Below are 14,337 nucleotides of genomic sequence, written 5' to 3'. Positions count from 1 at the left end.
CACCGGCCGGATGACGTCCGGCGCGCGGTGCCTGCCGTCCTTCCTCATCATGGGCGCGCAGCGGTGCGGCACCACCTCGCTCTACCGGGCGCTGGCCCAGCATCCGCTGCTGCACAAGCCGGTGCTGCGCAAGGGCGTGCACTACTTCGACACCGGCTACTGGCGCGGGCTGCAGTGGTATCGCGCGCACTTCCCGATGAAGGTGGGCACCGCGCTGCTCACCCGCCGGTTCGGCGGGGAGCCGCAGGCGTTCGAGTCGTCGCCCTACTACCTGTTCCACCCGCTGGCCGGCGAGCGCATCGCCGCCGACCTGCCCGGGGTGAAGCTGATCGTGCTGGTGCGCGACCCGGTGGAGCGGGCCTGCTCGGCGCACGTCCATGAGCTGGCCCGCGGGTTCGAGACCGAGGAGAGCTTCGAGCGGGCGCTGGAGCTGGAGGAGGAACGGCTGGCCGGGGCCGAGGCGGCGTTCAGGGCCGACCCGCACGCCGTGCACCACGCCCACCGCCACCTCGCCTACCTCGCCCGCGGCCGCTACGCCGACCAGCTCGACCGGCTGGAGCCGCTGTTCGGCCGGGAGCGGATCATGGTGATCGACAGCCACCGGTTCTTCGCCGAGCCCGAGCCCGTCTACGACCGGCTGCTGCACTTCCTGGGGGTGCCGCGGTTCGGCTACCCGGGCTTCTCCCGGCACAACTGGCGGCCCCGGCCCAAGCGGCTGCCCGACTCGCTGCGGCGGCGGCTCATGGACCGGTTCGAGGAGCACGACCGGAGGTTGGTCCGCTGGCTGGACGGTGAACCGTCGTGGCGGCGCTGAGCCGGGTCGCGCGGGGCGGGCTGGCGGGGGTCGCCGGGGCGGCGGCGGGGGCGCTGGCGCAGTTCCTCCTGGTCGTGGTGGTGACCCGGGTGTATCCGGTGGAGGTGGCGGGGGCGTTCTTCACCTCGATCGCGCTGGCGCTGATGGTCGCCGGGGTGGCGAAGCTGGACGCGGGGAACGGGCTGGTGTTCTTCATCGCCCGGGCCAAGACCTACGGTTATCGCGGTATTTCGGGATATGTCAGGGCGGCGGTGGTGCCGGTGGCGGCCGTCGCGACCGGCGCCGGCATCCTGCTCTGGCCGACGCTGGGCGTGCTCGCCCTGGTGCTGCCCGCCATGGCGGTGGCCGACGTGCTGCTCGCCGCCGGTCGGGGGTTCGGCGCCATGCGGCCCACGGTGCTGCTGGACGGGCTGCTGCTGCCGCTCTCCCAGCTCGCCCTGATCGCCGCCGTGGCGGCGGCCGGGCTGTCCGCCGCGTCACTCCCCCTCGCCTGGGCGCTGCCGTACCTGCCCGTCGTGGCGCTGGCGGCGCTGGCGCTGCGCGGCCGGGCGCCGCGCACCCCCTACCTGCCGGGCACCGGGCGCGACCTGTGGCGGCACACCGCGCCCCGGTCGGCGGCGGGTGCGATCCAGGCGGTGTTCCAGCGGGTGGACATCGTGATCGTGGCCGCGCTCGGCGGGCCGGCCCAGGCCGCCGTCTACACCGCCGCCACCCGGTTCAAGGTCGTCGGCCAGCTCGCCGGTCAGGGGCTCGCCCAGGCCGCCCAGCCCCGCCTGGTACGGGCGCTGGCCGACGGCGACCTGACCAGGGCCAGGGAGCTCTACCAGGCGACGACCATGTGGCTGGTGCTGACGACCTGGCCGATCTGGCTGGGTTACGCCGTGCTCGCGCCGTGGCTGCTGCGCGTCTTCGGCCCCGGGTACGCCTCGGCGGTGCCGGTGGCGCTGGTGCTCGCGGCCACGATGATGGCGGCCACGGCGTGCGGCATGGTGGACGTGGTGCTGACCGCCGCCGGACACACCACCGCCAGCCTGCTCAACCTCACCGCCGCCGTCGTCTGCACGCTCGCGCTGGACCTGGCGCTGATCCCGGCGCACGGCGCGCCGGGCGCCGCCGTCGGCTGGGCGGGCGGCGTGCTGGTCAAGAACGCGCTGCCGCTCTGGCAGCTCCACCACCGCTACGGCCTGCGCCCGTTCGGCCGCCACAGCCTGGCCGCGCTCCGCCCGCGCACCTGGGCGGCGGTGTGACCGGCCGGCCTCCGGTGCTGGTCACCGGGCTGCCCAGGAGCGGGACGAGCTGGGTCGGCAAGATGCTCGCGGCCGGCGGCGAGCTGGTCTACGTGAACGAGCCGCTCAACCCGCAGCACCCGCCCGGCCGCTGCCCCGGGATCCTGCGCGCCCGCGTCTCCCACCGCTTCCAGTACATCTGCGACGACAACTCCGCCGCCTGGCTGCCCGCCTTCCGCGACACGGTCGCGCTGCGCTACGGCTGGGCAGCCGAGCTTCGCGTCAACCGCGCCCCGTACGACCTGGCGCGGATGCTCCGGTACGGCACCGCGTTCGCCTTCGGGCGGCTGGTGGGGCGGCGGGCGCTGCTGGACGACCCGTTCGCGGTGCTGTCGGCGGCCTGGTTCGCCGAACGGCTGGGATGCCGGGTGATCGCGCTGGTGCGCGACCCGGTGACGTTCGTGGCGAGCTGGCAGCGGCTCGGCTGGACGATCTACTTCCACGAGCTGCTCGAACAACCGCTGCTCGTCCGCGACCACCCCGAGGTGCTGCGCCTGCGCGCCCTGGTGGGATCCCAGGACCGGGTGGCCAAGGCGGCGGCCCTGTGGCGGGTGACGCGCACCATCCTGTCGCGCGTCCCCGGCATCCTGATCGCCTCCTACGACGAGCTGGCCGCCGACCCGCTGCCGGGCTTCCGCGCCCTCTACGGGTACGCGGGCCTGCGCTGGAGCCGCACCGCCGAACGCCGCATCGTCCAGGCGTGCACCGCCGGCCACTCCCCCGCCGGGGGCTTCGCCTGGTCGGGCGTGTCCCGCACGGCGTTCCGCCCGATGGACTCCCGCCTGGCCCTGTGCTCCGGCTCGCGCGGCCTCACCGACGAGGAGATCGCCCGGATCGGCGAGCTGACCGCCTCCGGCCTCTGACCGGCCCGCTACCCGCGCCTCCGGCGCCTGTCCACCACACTCCCCGCGAGCAGCCGCAGCGCGAACGGCAGGTCGTGCACCAGATAGCGGCCCGCCAGCCGTCGGGGCTCGGTCACGAGCCGGTGCAGCCACTCCAGCCCGCCCCGGCGCATCCACAGCGGCGCCCGCGGCACCGCGCCGGCCGCGAACCCGATCGCCGCCCCGCACCCCAGGAACCAGGTCGCGGGCAGCTCCCGCCGCAGCTCGGCGATGAGCAGATCCTGCCGGGGGAACCCCAGCCCCGCGAACACCAGGGCTGGCCGCGCCGCCACGACCTTCCGCCGCACCCGGGCGCGCCCCGCCGCCGTCCGGTCGAACCCGTACGGCGGCGCGTCCACCCCGCACACCTCCAGCCCTGGACAGCGCCGCGTCAGCTCCCGGGCCGCCGCCTCGGCCACTCCCGGCGGCCCGCCCAGCAGGTAGACGGGCAGGCCGTGCCGCGCCGCCATCGCGCTCAGCGACCAGATCAGGTCGGCCCCGGTCACCCGTCCCGGCAGCGGGGTCCCCCGCAGCCGCGCGGCCCACACCAGCGGCATCCCGTCGGCCACCACCACCTCGGCCCCGGCCACCAGCCCGGCGAGCCGCGGATCCCGCCGGACCGCCCGGCAGATGTCGACGTTCGGCGTCACGATGCGGCCGCCGCGCCCGGCGGCCAGCTCGCCGGCCACCCAGGCCACCACCTCGTCCTCCTCGACGGGGTCGACCCCTATCCCGCCCACGACCACCCGCCGGTCCCGGAAGCGCGGCGCGGGGGGCTCCGCCAGGGCGTGGACGTGCCGTGCGGGGGTCAAATGCCGCGTCCGCGGTGGTGCAGCAGGGACAGGACGGCGGAGGCGGGCAGGAGACCGGCGGCGACGGCCAGCGCCAGCGGGGCCCGCAGCTCGGCCGGGCGGGCGGCGATCGTCCTGGCGGCCCAGCGGGCGGCGGTGCGGCGGCGGCGCAGCGCGGCGTGCGCGAAGGCGAGCTGGCCGTAGACGCGGGCGCCGCCCCTGGGGTCGCGGGCCAGCTCGGGGTGCCGGGCCAGCATCCACTCCAGCCCGGCGATCCGGTCCGGCCAGCGGGAGACGTAGTGGGACCGGCCCCAGCGGACCCGGACCAGCGGGCGGTCGGCGCAGGCGATGGGCCTGAGCTTGGCGGCGCGCAGGGCGAGGTCCCAGTCCTCGTTCTGGCCGCCGGGGGCGCTCTCGTCCACCCAGATCGCGCCGCGCCGGAAGAGGAACGTCGAGGAGTGCACCATCACCATCCGCGACCGCACCAGGTCGTCCGCCGTCACCGTGCCGGTCCCGGCCAGCCGGGGCACCAGGCGCCCGCCGTACTCCACCTCGATCCCGCAGCTCGCGAACCACGCCCCCGCGGCGGCCATCGCCGCCACCTGGGCGGTGAGCTTGCCCGGCAGCCACACGTCGTCGTCATCGCAGAAGGCGACCAGGTCGGTCGCGCAGGCGGCGACGCCGGTGTTGCGCGCGCCGGGCAGCCCGGGGCTGAGCCGGTTCGGCAGCACCCGTACCGGAAGCCCCGCGACCTGCCCCGCCACCGTCTGCGCGTCCACCCCGTCGGCGACCACGACCACCTCGCGCACGTACTCCTGCGCCAGCACCCCCCGCACCGCGTCCCGCAGCCACTCCGCCCGATCCCCCCGCGTGGGGATCACCACCCCGACAGCGGAGTTGTCCGAAATGCCCTCCGGCCGATTCCCTCGCGCGGGGGTGCCCACGCCGGGGGCGGGGCTGACCGAGATGCCCTCCGGCCGGTTCCCCCGCGCGGGGGTGCCCACGCCGGGGGCGGGGCTGACCGAGATGCCCTCCGGCCGGTTCCCCCGCGCGGGGGTGCCCACGCCGGGGGCGGGGCTGCCCGAGATGCCCTCCGGGTGGCCTCCTCGCGTACGAATGCCCGCCCCGACGGCGGGGCTGTCCGAGATGGGCTCCGGCCGCGTGGGGTCGGGCGGGAAGGGAGGGGTGGTCGAGGGGGTCATGCCGGGCTCCCGTATCCGTAGCGGGCTCTGAGTGGCCAGGTGAGGGCGGCGACGAGGCTCTGCCGGCCGCGCGGCAGCCCGCGCCGCCACCCGTCGTCGCGGGACAGCTCGATCGACCCCACGCCGAACCGCATCGGGTTGCCCGAGGCGGTGTGGGCGGTGGTCAGGTGGGCGGTGGTGCCGTGCAGGAAGGGCAGGCGCGACGGCGGCAGCCCCAGCTCGCCCGTCAGCATGGCGAGCGTGTCGCCGGGCGCCGCCACCAGGTCTTCGTAGCGGACCCGCGTCACCCGGGCGCCACGACGGGCGAGCAGCTCCAGGGCGAGGTTCTGGGCCGTCCAGTGGACGGCGGTGCGCACGGGGCCCCAGCGGGTCATCGGCCTGCCGTTCTCCGGCCGTTCGACCGTCTTGCCCCAGGAGTGGGCGACGGCCCGCGGCTCGCGCACGACCTGCACGATGTGCGGGTCCAGCCCGCCTTCGAGCAGGCAGTACGCGAGCGAGGCGTGCTTGCTGGAGTCGATCACCAGCCCGGCTCCGGAGACGTCGGCCGCGGCCTGGTAGAGCAGGCGGTAGGCCAGGACGTACTCGGGCAGGTCGGCGTGGGCGCGGCCCAGCCTGCGGGTGCGGTCGACCCGGCGGCGCAGCGCCATCACCCGCCCGGCGAGCACGGGGGTCCACCCGCCGAAGGCACGCTCGCCCACCTCCCGCCAGAACGGGCAGACCCGGAACGCCCGCCCGCACCCGCACGGCTCGCCGGCGAGCACGCCCCGCTCCCACAGGTGCACCACCTCACCGAGCGGCGCCACCCCGGGCAGCTCGCCGAGCAGTCTTTCGAGCAGGGTGGTGCCGCTGCGGCCGAGGCCGCCCAGGAAGATCACACGTGGGGTCACGGACGAGGCTCCACATCGCGGACACGGAACGTCGTGACTCTAACGCGGAGAGTAACCGTACGATCCCGAAACGTAAAAGGATCTACCAAGCGCGAAGCCCGGGCCCTTCCGTGGAAGGAACCCGGGCTCGGCGGGGATCAGCGGGCGTCGATGATCATGCCGGCGCCGACCGTGCCGTTGGTGGACTCGTCGATCAGGATGAACCCGCCGGTGAGCCGGTTGCGCGCGTAGTCGTCGACGAACAGCGGCTGGGTCACCCGCAGCGTGACGCGGCCGATCTCGTTGAGGCTCAGCGCGGTGGCGTCCTCGTCACGGTGGAGCGTGTTGACGTCCAGCCGGTACTGCAGGTCGCGCACCAGGGCGCGGGCCGTGCGGGTGGTGTGCTTGATGGCGAACTTGGAGCGCGGCCCCAGCTTCACCCCGTCGCCCATCCAGCAGATCATCGCCTCCAGGTCCTGGGCGGCGTGCGGCTGGTTGTTGGGCCGGGCGATCATGTCGCCGCGCGAGATGTCGAGGTCGTCCTCGAAGCGGAGCGTCACCGACATGGGCGGGAACGCCTCCTCCACCGGCCCGTCGAACGTGTCGATGGCGGCGATCCGGGTGGTGAGCCCGGACGGCAGGTGGACGACCTCGTCGCCGGGCTTGAGCACGCCGCCCGCCACCTGGCCCGCGTAGCCGCGGTAGTCGTGGAAGGCGTGGTCGGTGGCCTTCTGCGGGCGGATCACGTACTGGACGGGGAAGCGCACGTCGACCAGGTTGCGGTCGGAGGCGATGTGCACGTTCTCCAGATGGTGGAGCAGCGAGGAGCCCTGGTACCAGGGCGTGTTCTCGGAGCGGGACACCACGTTGTCGCCGTGCAGCGCCGAGATGGGGATGAACGTCAGGTCGTTCACGTTCAGCTTCGACGCGAAGGCGGTGAACTCCTCGCGGATCTCCTCGAAGCGGTCTTCCGAGTAGTCGACCAGGTCCATCTTGTTGACCGCGAGGACGAGGTGCGGCACCCGCAGCAGCGAGGCGAGGAAGGCGTGGCGGCGCGACTGCTCCAGCACGCCCTTGCGGGCGTCGATCAGGATGATCGCCAGGTCGGCCGTGGAGGCGCCGGTCACCATGTTGCGGGTGTACTGGATGTGACCCGGGGTGTCGGCGATGATGAACTTGCGGCGCGGCGTCGCGAAGTAGCGGTAGGCCACGTCGATCGTGATGCCCTGCTCCCGCTCGGCGCGCAGGCCGTCGGTGAGCAGCGACAGGTCGGTGTATTCGGTGCCGCGGTCGCGGGAGGTGCGCTCGACCGCCTCCAGCTGGTCCTCGAAGATCGCCTTGGAGTCGAACAGGAGCCGCCCGATCAGGGTGGACTTGCCGTCGTCGACGCTCCCCGCCGTGGCGAAGCGAAGGATGTCCATCAGAAGTAGCCCTCTCGCTTACGGTCCTCCATCGCGGCCTCCGAGGCGCGGTCGTCGGCCCTGGTGGCCCCGCGCTCGGTGATCCGGGTGGCCGCGATCTCCTCGATGATCTCCTCAACCGTGGCGGCCTTGGACTGCACCGCGCCGGTGCAGGTCATGTCGCCCACGGTGCGGTAACGCACCACGGCTTCGAAGAGCGGCTCGTCGTCGCCGCGCTGAACCACGTCGGTGTCGGGCAGCAGCATGCCGTCGCGCTCGAAGACCTTGCGCGTGTGGGCGAAGTAGATGGACGGGATCTCGATGCCCTCGCGCCGGATGTAGTCCCACACGTCGAGCTCGGTCCAGTTGGACAGCGGGAAGACGCGGATGTGCTCACCCTTGCGGATCCGGGCGTTGTAGAGGTTCCACAGCTCCGGGCGCTGGTTCTTCGGGTCCCACTGGCCGAAGTCGTCGCGGAAGGAGAACACCCGCTCCTTGGCCCTGGCCTTCTCCTCGTCGCGCCGGGCGCCGCCGAACACGGCGTCGAACTCGTGCTCCTCGATGGCGTCGAGCAGGGGCACCGTCTGGATCCGGTTGCGGGAGGCCCGCCTGCCGGTGTCCTCGGTCACCCGTCCGGCGTCGATCGCGTCCTGCACGCTGGCCACCACGAGGCGGGCGCCGAGCTCGGCGACCCTGCGGTCGCGGAACTCGATCACCTCCTTGAAGTTGTGGCCGGTGTCGACGTGCATCAGCGGGAACGGGATGGGCGCGGGCCAGAACGCCTTCTCCGCGATGCGGAGCATGACGATCGAGTCCTTACCGCCGGAGAAGAGCAGACAGGGTCGCTCGAATTCGGCCGCCACCTCACGCATGATGTGCATGGCCTCGGCTTCGAGTACGTCGAGCTGCGACGTGGTGTAGTCGCGCTGGAGCATGAGGGTCTTCCTCCGGCGGTCAGCGGTGCAGGTCCCGGATCCCGTCGAGCAGGGATCTTGCCAAGTCGGGTAGGGAAACCAGGATATCCGGTAGTGAGGGGTCGGCTTGGTTGTAGGCCAGGGACGAGCCGTCGATGCGGCTGGCGTGCGCCCCCGCGGCGAGCGCGACGGCCACCGGCGCGGCCGAGTCCCATTCGTACTGACCGCCGGCGTGCACGTAGGCCTCGACCTCTCCGGTCAGCACGGCGGAGATCTTCGCGCCCGCCGAGCCGATGGGCACCAGATCGGCGCCGGCGAGCTCGGCGAGCCGCCGCACGAACTCCGGCGGGCGGGTGCGGCTCACCGCGATGCGGAAGCGGCCCTCGGGGGTGGCGGGCAGCTTGGGCGGCTCGGCCGTGGAGAGCGTGCGCCCCTGGGCGGGCAAGGCCACCGCGCCCGCGGTCAGCGTGCCCTTCTCCCAGAGCGCGACGTGCACGGCCCAGTCGGAGCGGCCCTCCTCGGAGAACTCGCGGGTGCCGTCGAGCGGGTCGACGATCCAGACCCGGTCGGCGCGGAGCCTGCGCGGGTCGAGCCGCTCCTCGCGGGTGGCCTCCTCGGACAGCACGCGGTCGTCCGGCCGGAGCCGGGCCAAAGCCTCCATGAGGAACTCGTGGGAGGCCCGGTCGCCCTTGGCGCGCAGGGCGGCGGCATCGCCGAACCCCTCGCGCTCGCGGACCGCCAGCAGGAGAGCTCCCGCCTCGGTCGCCAGGTCGGCTGCGACGGTGTGATCGTCGCGGTTCGTCATCAGTATGCTCCTTGCCCACGTGCGACGGCCGACCAAGTCTTCCACAGGATCTGCAGGTCCAGAGTGAGGGACCAGTTCTCCACGTAACGCAGGTCGAGCCGGACCGATTCCTCCCAGGACAGATCCGACCTGCCGCTCACTTGCCAGAGCCCGGTCAGCCCCGGCCGGACCAGCAGCCGCCTGCGCACGTCGTCACCGTAGCGGGCGACCTCCTCGGGCAGCGGGGGGCGCGGCCCGACCAGCGACATGTGGCCGAGCAGGACGTTGAAGAGCTGGGGCAGCTCGTCGAGCGAGTGGCGGCGCAGGTAGGCGCCGAGCGGGGTCACCCGCGGGTCGTTGCGCACCTTGAACAGCGGGCCGTCGCCGTCGCTCACCAGCGTCAGCTTCTGCCGTTCGGAGCCGCGCCGCATCGTACGGAACTTGAGGATCGTGAAGAGCCTGCCGTCGCGCCCGACCCGCGTCTGGCGGAACAGCGCGCCTCCTGGGCTGGTCGCGCGCACCGCGATCGCCAGCCCGGCCATCACCGGGGCGAGCAGCACCAGCAGCGAGGCGGCCAGCAGGCGGTCGAACACGTTCTTGACGAGCTGCCGGGCCCCGGCCAGCTCCGGATGCTCGACGTGCAGCAGCGGCAGCCCGGCGGCCGGCCTGATCGTGGTGCGCGGCCCGGCCACCTCCATCAGCGCGGGGGCGACCACCAGCTCGGTGTGGGTGGCCTCCAGCCGCCACGCCAGGCGGCGCAGCGCCAGGCCGTCCATCTCGGGGCAGGCGAGCACGGCGACGGTGTCGGCCCGCAACTGGTCGACGACGAGCGGCACGTCGCTGAAGTGACCGGCCACGGGCACCTCGGCCACGTCTTCGGGTGACGCGCCCTCGGGCAGGCAGGCCGCCACCACGTCCAGGCCGTGGTGGCGCTCGAACCGGAACAGCCGCACCAGCTCGTCGACCGACGGCCCGTGACCCACGGCCACGACCCGGCGCATGCACTCCCCACCGGCCCTGCGCCGGTGCAGACCGCGGCGGAGCGCGTACCGGAACACCAGGGTCAGCAGGGTGACCAGGGGCAGCGCGAGCACCACGTAACCGCGGGCGACGTCGGCCTTGGTCAGGTAGGAGCCGACGGCCAGGGCCGCGGTGAGCCCCACGCCGCACCGGACGACCGTGCGGAACTCCTCGGAGCCGATGCCGATCATGCGCGGCTCGTACGCCCGGTTGAGCGCCATCACGCACACCCACACGGCGGGCAGCACCGTGCTGAGGAGCAGGTACGGGAACGCGTAGGCGGTGACGTCGCCGAACCGGAAGCAGAAGGCGCCGGCCGCGGCCAGGCAGGCGGCGAGCAGGTCGGCGGCCAGGGCGCGAAGCTGGTAGCCGCGCACCCAGGTGGGCTCCCGCGGGCCGGCCGGCCAGGCGGCGGGAGGACCGGCCCCGACGACGGTCAACTGCCCCTCGCCGTGAGGTCCCTCACCCACGCACACCTCCACACGACCGATCATTGACAGACAGTCACCAGATCGTAGCGGTGTGTACGGACGGGCGGCCCGTGAACGTCTCTATGCGGGGATCAGCGAGGAGGGCCGGAAATCTTGAGGTCCGCCCGATGGAAGTCGTTCTGGGTGGCTTCGAGGCCGCGTTCCATCAGCGACTCGGTCACGTCGGCCGCCCGGTCGACGAGGAAGGGCAGATCCTTGCGCTCGGCCGTGGCGAAGTCCTTCAGGACGTAGGCGGCGGGGTCCATGCGGCCGGGCGGGCGCCCGATGCCGAAGCGGACCCGCAGGTAGTCGCGGGTGCCGATGCTCTTGGTGATCGACCGCAGCCCGTTGTGGCCGTTGTCGCCGCCGCCCAGCTTGGCGCGGAGCGCGCCGTACGGCACGTCGAGCTCGTCGTGCACGACGACGAGCCGGTCAGGCCCGATCTTGTAGAAGTCGGCGAGCGCCTTGACCGGGCCGCCGGACAGGTTCATGTAGGTCAGCGGCTTGGCCAGGATGGCGGCCCGCGTCTCGAGCACCTCGGCGCGGCTCTTGTGCGCCTTGAACCGCCCGCCCGCCCGGGCGGCCAGCTCGTCGAGCACCATGAAGCCCGCGTTGTGCCTGTTGCCCGCGTAGTCGGGGCCGGGGTTGCCGAGCCCGACGATCAGCCAGCGGTCCATGCGTTCCCCTTCAAGCGGGACGGGGCAGCCGGCGCGCCGCCGGCTGCCCCGTCACCTGACGTCACTCGGCGGCGGCCTCGGCGCCCTCGCCCTCGGCGGCGGCGGTCTCACCCTCGGCGGCGGCCTCCTCGGCCTCCTCGGTGGGCTCCTCGGTCGGCTTGGCGATCACCTGGACCACCACGACCTCCGGGTCGGCGACCAGGGTGGTGCCCTGCGGGAGGGGAACCTGGGCGGCGGTCACGGAGGAGCCGACCTCCAGGCCCTCGACGTCGACCTCGACGCCGGTCGGGATGTGGGTGGCCTCGGCCTCCACCGTCAGGGTGGTCAGCTGCTGGTCGAGCAGGCCCTCGGGGTTGACGTCGCCGACCGTGGTGACCGGGATCTCGACCGTGACCTTCTCGCCGCGCTTGACCAGGAGCAGGTCGACATGCTCGACGAAGCCCTTGATCGGGTCGCGCTGGACGCCCTTGGGCAGCGCGAGCTCGTCGACGCCGTCGCCCTGCAGGCGGATCAGCACGTTGGGGGTGCGCAGCGCGAGGAGGACCTCGTGGCCGGGCAGCGTGAGGTGCTTGGGGTCGATGCCGTGACCGTAGAGGACGGCGGGCACCTTGTCGTCGCGGCGGATCTTGCGAGCGGCGCCCTTGCCGAACACGGTGCGCGGCTCGGCGGCGATACGGACTTCAGACACGGCATCTCCTAGGGAGTTAGAGATCGGATTACTGCGCTCCCCCTCACCCGCCCTAGCGGAAGGCGTTACGAGCGCAACCTGCTCAGTGTATAGGGTCAGGTGTCGCCCTCGAACAAGCTCGTGACCGAGCCGTCGGTGAAGACCTCGGTGATGGCGCGGGCGATGAGCGGCGCGATCGACAGCACGGTCAGCTTGTCGAACAGCTTCTCCTGCGGCAGCGGGAGGGTGTTGGTGACGATGACCTCGGAGATGCGCGAGTTCTTCAGCCGGTCGACCGCCGGGTCGGAGAAGACCGCGTGGGTGGCGGCGACGATCACGTTGGTGGCGCCCTGGTCGTAGAGGGCGTCGGCGGCCTTGCAGATGGTGCCGGCGGTGTCGATCATGTCGTCGATCAGCACGCAGGTGCGGCCGCGCACCTTGCCGACGACCTCGTTGACCTTTACCGAGTTGGCCACGTCGAGGTCGCGGCGCTTGTGGATGAAGGCCAGCGGGGTGCCGAGCGTGTCGGCCCAGCGCTCCGAGAGCCGCACCCGGCCGGTGTCGGGCGAGACGACGGTGGTGTTCGCCAGGTCGAGCCGGTTCTTCAGGTGGCTCTCCAGCACCGGCATGGCGAACAGGTGGTCGACCGGGCCGTCGAAGAAGCCCTGGATCTGCGAGGTGTGCAGGTCGATCGACATGAGCCGGTCGGCGCCCGCGGTCTTGAACAGGTCGGCCATCAGCCGGGCGGTGATCGGCTCGCGGCCGCGGCCCTTCTTGTCCTGCCTGGCGTAGCCGAAGAACGGCATGACCACGGTGATGCGCTTGGCGGAGGCCCGCTTGAGCGCGTCGACCATGATGAGCTGCTCCATGATCCACTGGTTGATCGGCTCGGTGTGGGCCTGGATCACGAACGCGTCGCAGCCTCGTACGGACTCGAGGTAGCGGGCGTAGATCTCGCCGTTGGCGAAGTCGGTCAGTTTGGTGGGGGTGAGGGAGACGCCGACGTGCTCGGCGATCTCCTCGGCCAGCGCCGGGTGTGCCCTGCCGGAGAAGAGCATGAGGTTCTTCTCGCCGGGCTGCTTGATGCTGGTCATGAACCGTTCTCCCGCTGTTGCCGCTCGGCCAGCGCGCGCTCGGCGGCGGCGGCCGATTTCGTGCCCGCGCGCCTGCGCAAGACCCATTTCTCGATGTTGCGCTGTCGCGCTCTCGCCACCCCGATCGCGCCGGGCGGCACATCGCCGTCGATGACGGAGCCGGCCGCCGTGTAGGCGCCGTCTCCGATCGTCACCGGGGCGATGAGCATGGTGTCGCATCCCACGAAGGCGCCGTCGCCGACGGTGGTGCGGTTCTTCTCGACGCCGTCGTAGTTGACGAAGACCACGGCGGCGCCGATGTTGGCGCCGGCGCCGATGTCGGCGTCGCCGGCGTAGGTCAGGTGGGGCACCTTGGAGCCCTCGCCGACCGTGGAGTTCTTCATCTCGACGAAGGTGCCGGCCTTGGCCTTGCGGCCGAGCACGGTGCCGGGACGGAGGTAGCAGTAGGGGCCGACGCTGGCCTCGGGGCCGATCTCGGCCTGGTCGGCGACCGCGTTGCGGACGACGGCGCCGGCGCCGACCTTGGTGTCGGTGAGCGTGGTCGCGGGGCCGACCTCGGCGCCGCTCTCGATGACGGTGCGGCCGTGGAGCTGGGTGCCGGGGTGGACGACGGCGTCGGGCTCGATCACGACCTCCACGTCGACCCAGGTCGTGGCGGGGTCGACGACGGTGACGCCGGCGCGCATGTGGCGCTCCAGCAGGCGCCGGTTGAGCACCTGGCGGGCGAAGGCGAGCTGGACGCGGTCGTTGACGCCCTCGACCTCGTTGTAGTCGGCGGCGCTGTGGGCGCCGACGCGGTGGCCGTCGCCGCGCAGGATCGACAGCACGTCGGTGAGATACTCCTCACCCTGCGCGTTGTCGGTGGAGACCCGTTTGACGGCGTCGGCCAGCAGCTCGCCGTCGAAGGCGTAGATGCCGGAGTTCATCTCCCTGATCGCGCGCTGCTCGGGGCTCGCGTCCTTCTCCTCGACGATCCGCTCGACGGCGCCGTTCGCGTCACGCACGATGCGGCCGTAACCGGTCGGGTCGGGGACCTCGGCCGTGAGCACGGTGACCGCGTTGCCGTCGGTCTCGTGCCGTTCCAGCAGCGCGGCCATGGTCTCGGTGCGGAGCAGCGGGACGTCCCCGTACGTGACCAGGACCGTGCCGGAGATGGTGCCGACCTCCTCCAGGACCGTGCGCACCGCGTGGCCGGTGCCGCGCTGCTCGCGCTGGACGACGGCGCGGGCGTCGGGGCTGGTGCGGGCCAGGTGGGCGCCGACGCGTTCGAGCGCGTGGCCGATGACGACGACGAGCCGCTCGGGGCCGAGGTCGCGGGCGGCGGCGAGCATGTGGTCGACCAGGGCGCGGCCGCACAATTCGTGCAGGACCTTGGGGGTCTGGCTCTTCATCCGGGTGCCCTCGCCCGCGGCGAGGACGATGACTGCTGCCGGGCGCGGCACACTCACGGACTCAGGCTCCCTGTGGATTG

14 protein-coding genes are annotated in these 14,337 nt (G+C 72.9%); 3 read left to right on the top strand and 11 right to left on the bottom strand.

The window, feature by feature from the left end:
• Nucleotides 1–10 precede the first annotated feature (10 nt).
• Genes ACGFI7_RS33435 through ACGFI7_RS33425 form a run of 3 tightly spaced genes read left to right on the top strand, consistent with a single transcriptional unit; the run spans nucleotide 11 to nucleotide 2,963 of the window.
• Entirely contained in the window at nucleotides 11–814 is an 804-nt protein-coding gene (locus ACGFI7_RS33435; RefSeq protein WP_393412161.1) for a sulfotransferase domain-containing protein, read from the top strand.
• Complete coding sequence (locus ACGFI7_RS33430) at nucleotides 802–2,061, top strand: lipopolysaccharide biosynthesis protein (RefSeq protein ID WP_393411700.1); 1,260 nt, start codon at nucleotides 802–804, stop codon at nucleotides 2,059–2,061. Before ACGFI7_RS33435 ends, ACGFI7_RS33430 begins: the two co-directional genes overlap by 13 nt.
• Nucleotides 2,058–2,963 (top strand): sulfotransferase, encoded by a 906-nt coding sequence (locus ACGFI7_RS33425; protein WP_393411697.1) that lies wholly within the window; start codon nucleotides 2,058–2,060, stop codon nucleotides 2,961–2,963. The genes ACGFI7_RS33430 and ACGFI7_RS33425 overlap by 4 nt, the downstream gene beginning before the upstream one ends.
• 8 nt (nucleotides 2,964–2,971) lie before the next feature.
• On the opposite strand, the gene ACGFI7_RS33420 is transcribed toward ACGFI7_RS33425, so the two are convergent.
• The 11 genes from ACGFI7_RS33420 to glmU all read right to left on the bottom strand — a co-directional run bounded on the left by ACGFI7_RS33420 (nucleotide 2,972) and on the right by glmU (nucleotide 14,314).
• On the bottom strand, nucleotides 2,972–3,793 hold the full coding sequence (locus ACGFI7_RS33420; RefSeq protein ID WP_393411694.1) for a WecB/TagA/CpsF family glycosyltransferase: 822 nt from the start codon (nucleotides 3,791–3,793) through the stop codon (nucleotides 2,972–2,974).
• The gene (locus tag ACGFI7_RS33415) at nucleotides 3,790–4,974 is read right to left on the bottom strand and encodes a glycosyltransferase (RefSeq protein WP_393411691.1); all 1,185 of its coding nucleotides are present in this window, start codon (nucleotides 4,972–4,974) and stop codon (nucleotides 3,790–3,792) included. The genes ACGFI7_RS33420 and ACGFI7_RS33415 overlap by 4 nt, the downstream gene beginning before the upstream one ends.
• Entirely contained in the window at nucleotides 4,971–5,861 is an 891-nt protein-coding gene (locus tag ACGFI7_RS33410; protein WP_393411688.1) for a sulfotransferase, read from the bottom strand. Before ACGFI7_RS33410 ends, ACGFI7_RS33415 begins: the two co-directional genes overlap by 4 nt.
• A 137-nt stretch (nucleotides 5,862–5,998) precedes the next feature.
• Nucleotides 5,999–7,261, bottom strand: coding sequence for a sulfate adenylyltransferase subunit CysN (gene cysN / locus ACGFI7_RS33405; RefSeq protein WP_393411685.1), 1,263 nt, complete (start codon nucleotides 7,259–7,261; stop codon nucleotides 5,999–6,001).
• Nucleotides 7,261–8,175 carry a sulfate adenylyltransferase subunit CysD gene (gene cysD, locus ACGFI7_RS33400; RefSeq protein ID WP_393411682.1) on the bottom strand — a complete coding sequence of 305 codons (915 nt, stop codon included), beginning with the start codon at nucleotides 8,173–8,175 and terminating at the stop codon, nucleotides 7,261–7,263. The genes cysN and cysD overlap by 1 nt, the downstream gene beginning before the upstream one ends.
• 19 nt (nucleotides 8,176–8,194) lie before the next feature.
• Nucleotides 8,195–8,959, bottom strand: a complete 765-nt coding sequence (locus tag ACGFI7_RS33395; protein WP_393411679.1) for a 3'(2'),5'-bisphosphate nucleotidase CysQ — start codon at nucleotides 8,957–8,959, stop codon at nucleotides 8,195–8,197.
• A complete protein-coding gene (locus ACGFI7_RS33390; RefSeq protein ID WP_393411676.1) occupies nucleotides 8,959–10,452 on the bottom strand; it encodes a sugar transferase in 1,494 nt (497 codons plus the stop codon). The genes ACGFI7_RS33395 and ACGFI7_RS33390 overlap by 1 nt, the downstream gene beginning before the upstream one ends.
• Nucleotides 10,453–10,520: 68 nt before the next feature.
• On the bottom strand, nucleotides 10,521–11,105 hold the full coding sequence (pth, locus tag ACGFI7_RS33385; protein ID WP_393411673.1) for an aminoacyl-tRNA hydrolase: 585 nt from the start codon (nucleotides 11,103–11,105) through the stop codon (nucleotides 10,521–10,523).
• 61 nt (nucleotides 11,106–11,166) lie between these two features.
• Nucleotides 11,167–11,793 (bottom strand): 50S ribosomal protein L25/general stress protein Ctc, encoded by a 627-nt coding sequence (locus ACGFI7_RS33380; protein WP_393411670.1) that lies wholly within the window; start codon nucleotides 11,791–11,793, stop codon nucleotides 11,167–11,169.
• A gap of 95 nt (nucleotides 11,794–11,888) precedes the next feature.
• Nucleotides 11,889–12,866 (bottom strand): ribose-phosphate diphosphokinase, encoded by a 978-nt coding sequence (locus tag ACGFI7_RS33375; protein WP_393411667.1) that lies wholly within the window; start codon nucleotides 12,864–12,866, stop codon nucleotides 11,889–11,891.
• Entirely contained in the window at nucleotides 12,863–14,314 is a 1,452-nt protein-coding gene (gene glmU, locus ACGFI7_RS33370) for a bifunctional UDP-N-acetylglucosamine diphosphorylase/glucosamine-1-phosphate N-acetyltransferase GlmU (protein ID WP_393411664.1), read from the bottom strand. Before glmU ends, ACGFI7_RS33375 begins: the two co-directional genes overlap by 4 nt.
• Nucleotides 14,315–14,337 lie beyond the last annotated feature (23 nt).

This window comes from Nonomuraea sp. NPDC048826 (assembly GCF_043198225.1).
Lineage (GTDB): Bacteria > Actinomycetota > Actinomycetes > Streptosporangiales > Streptosporangiaceae > Nonomuraea.
This window is presented reverse-complemented; position numbering and strand designations above follow the sequence as displayed.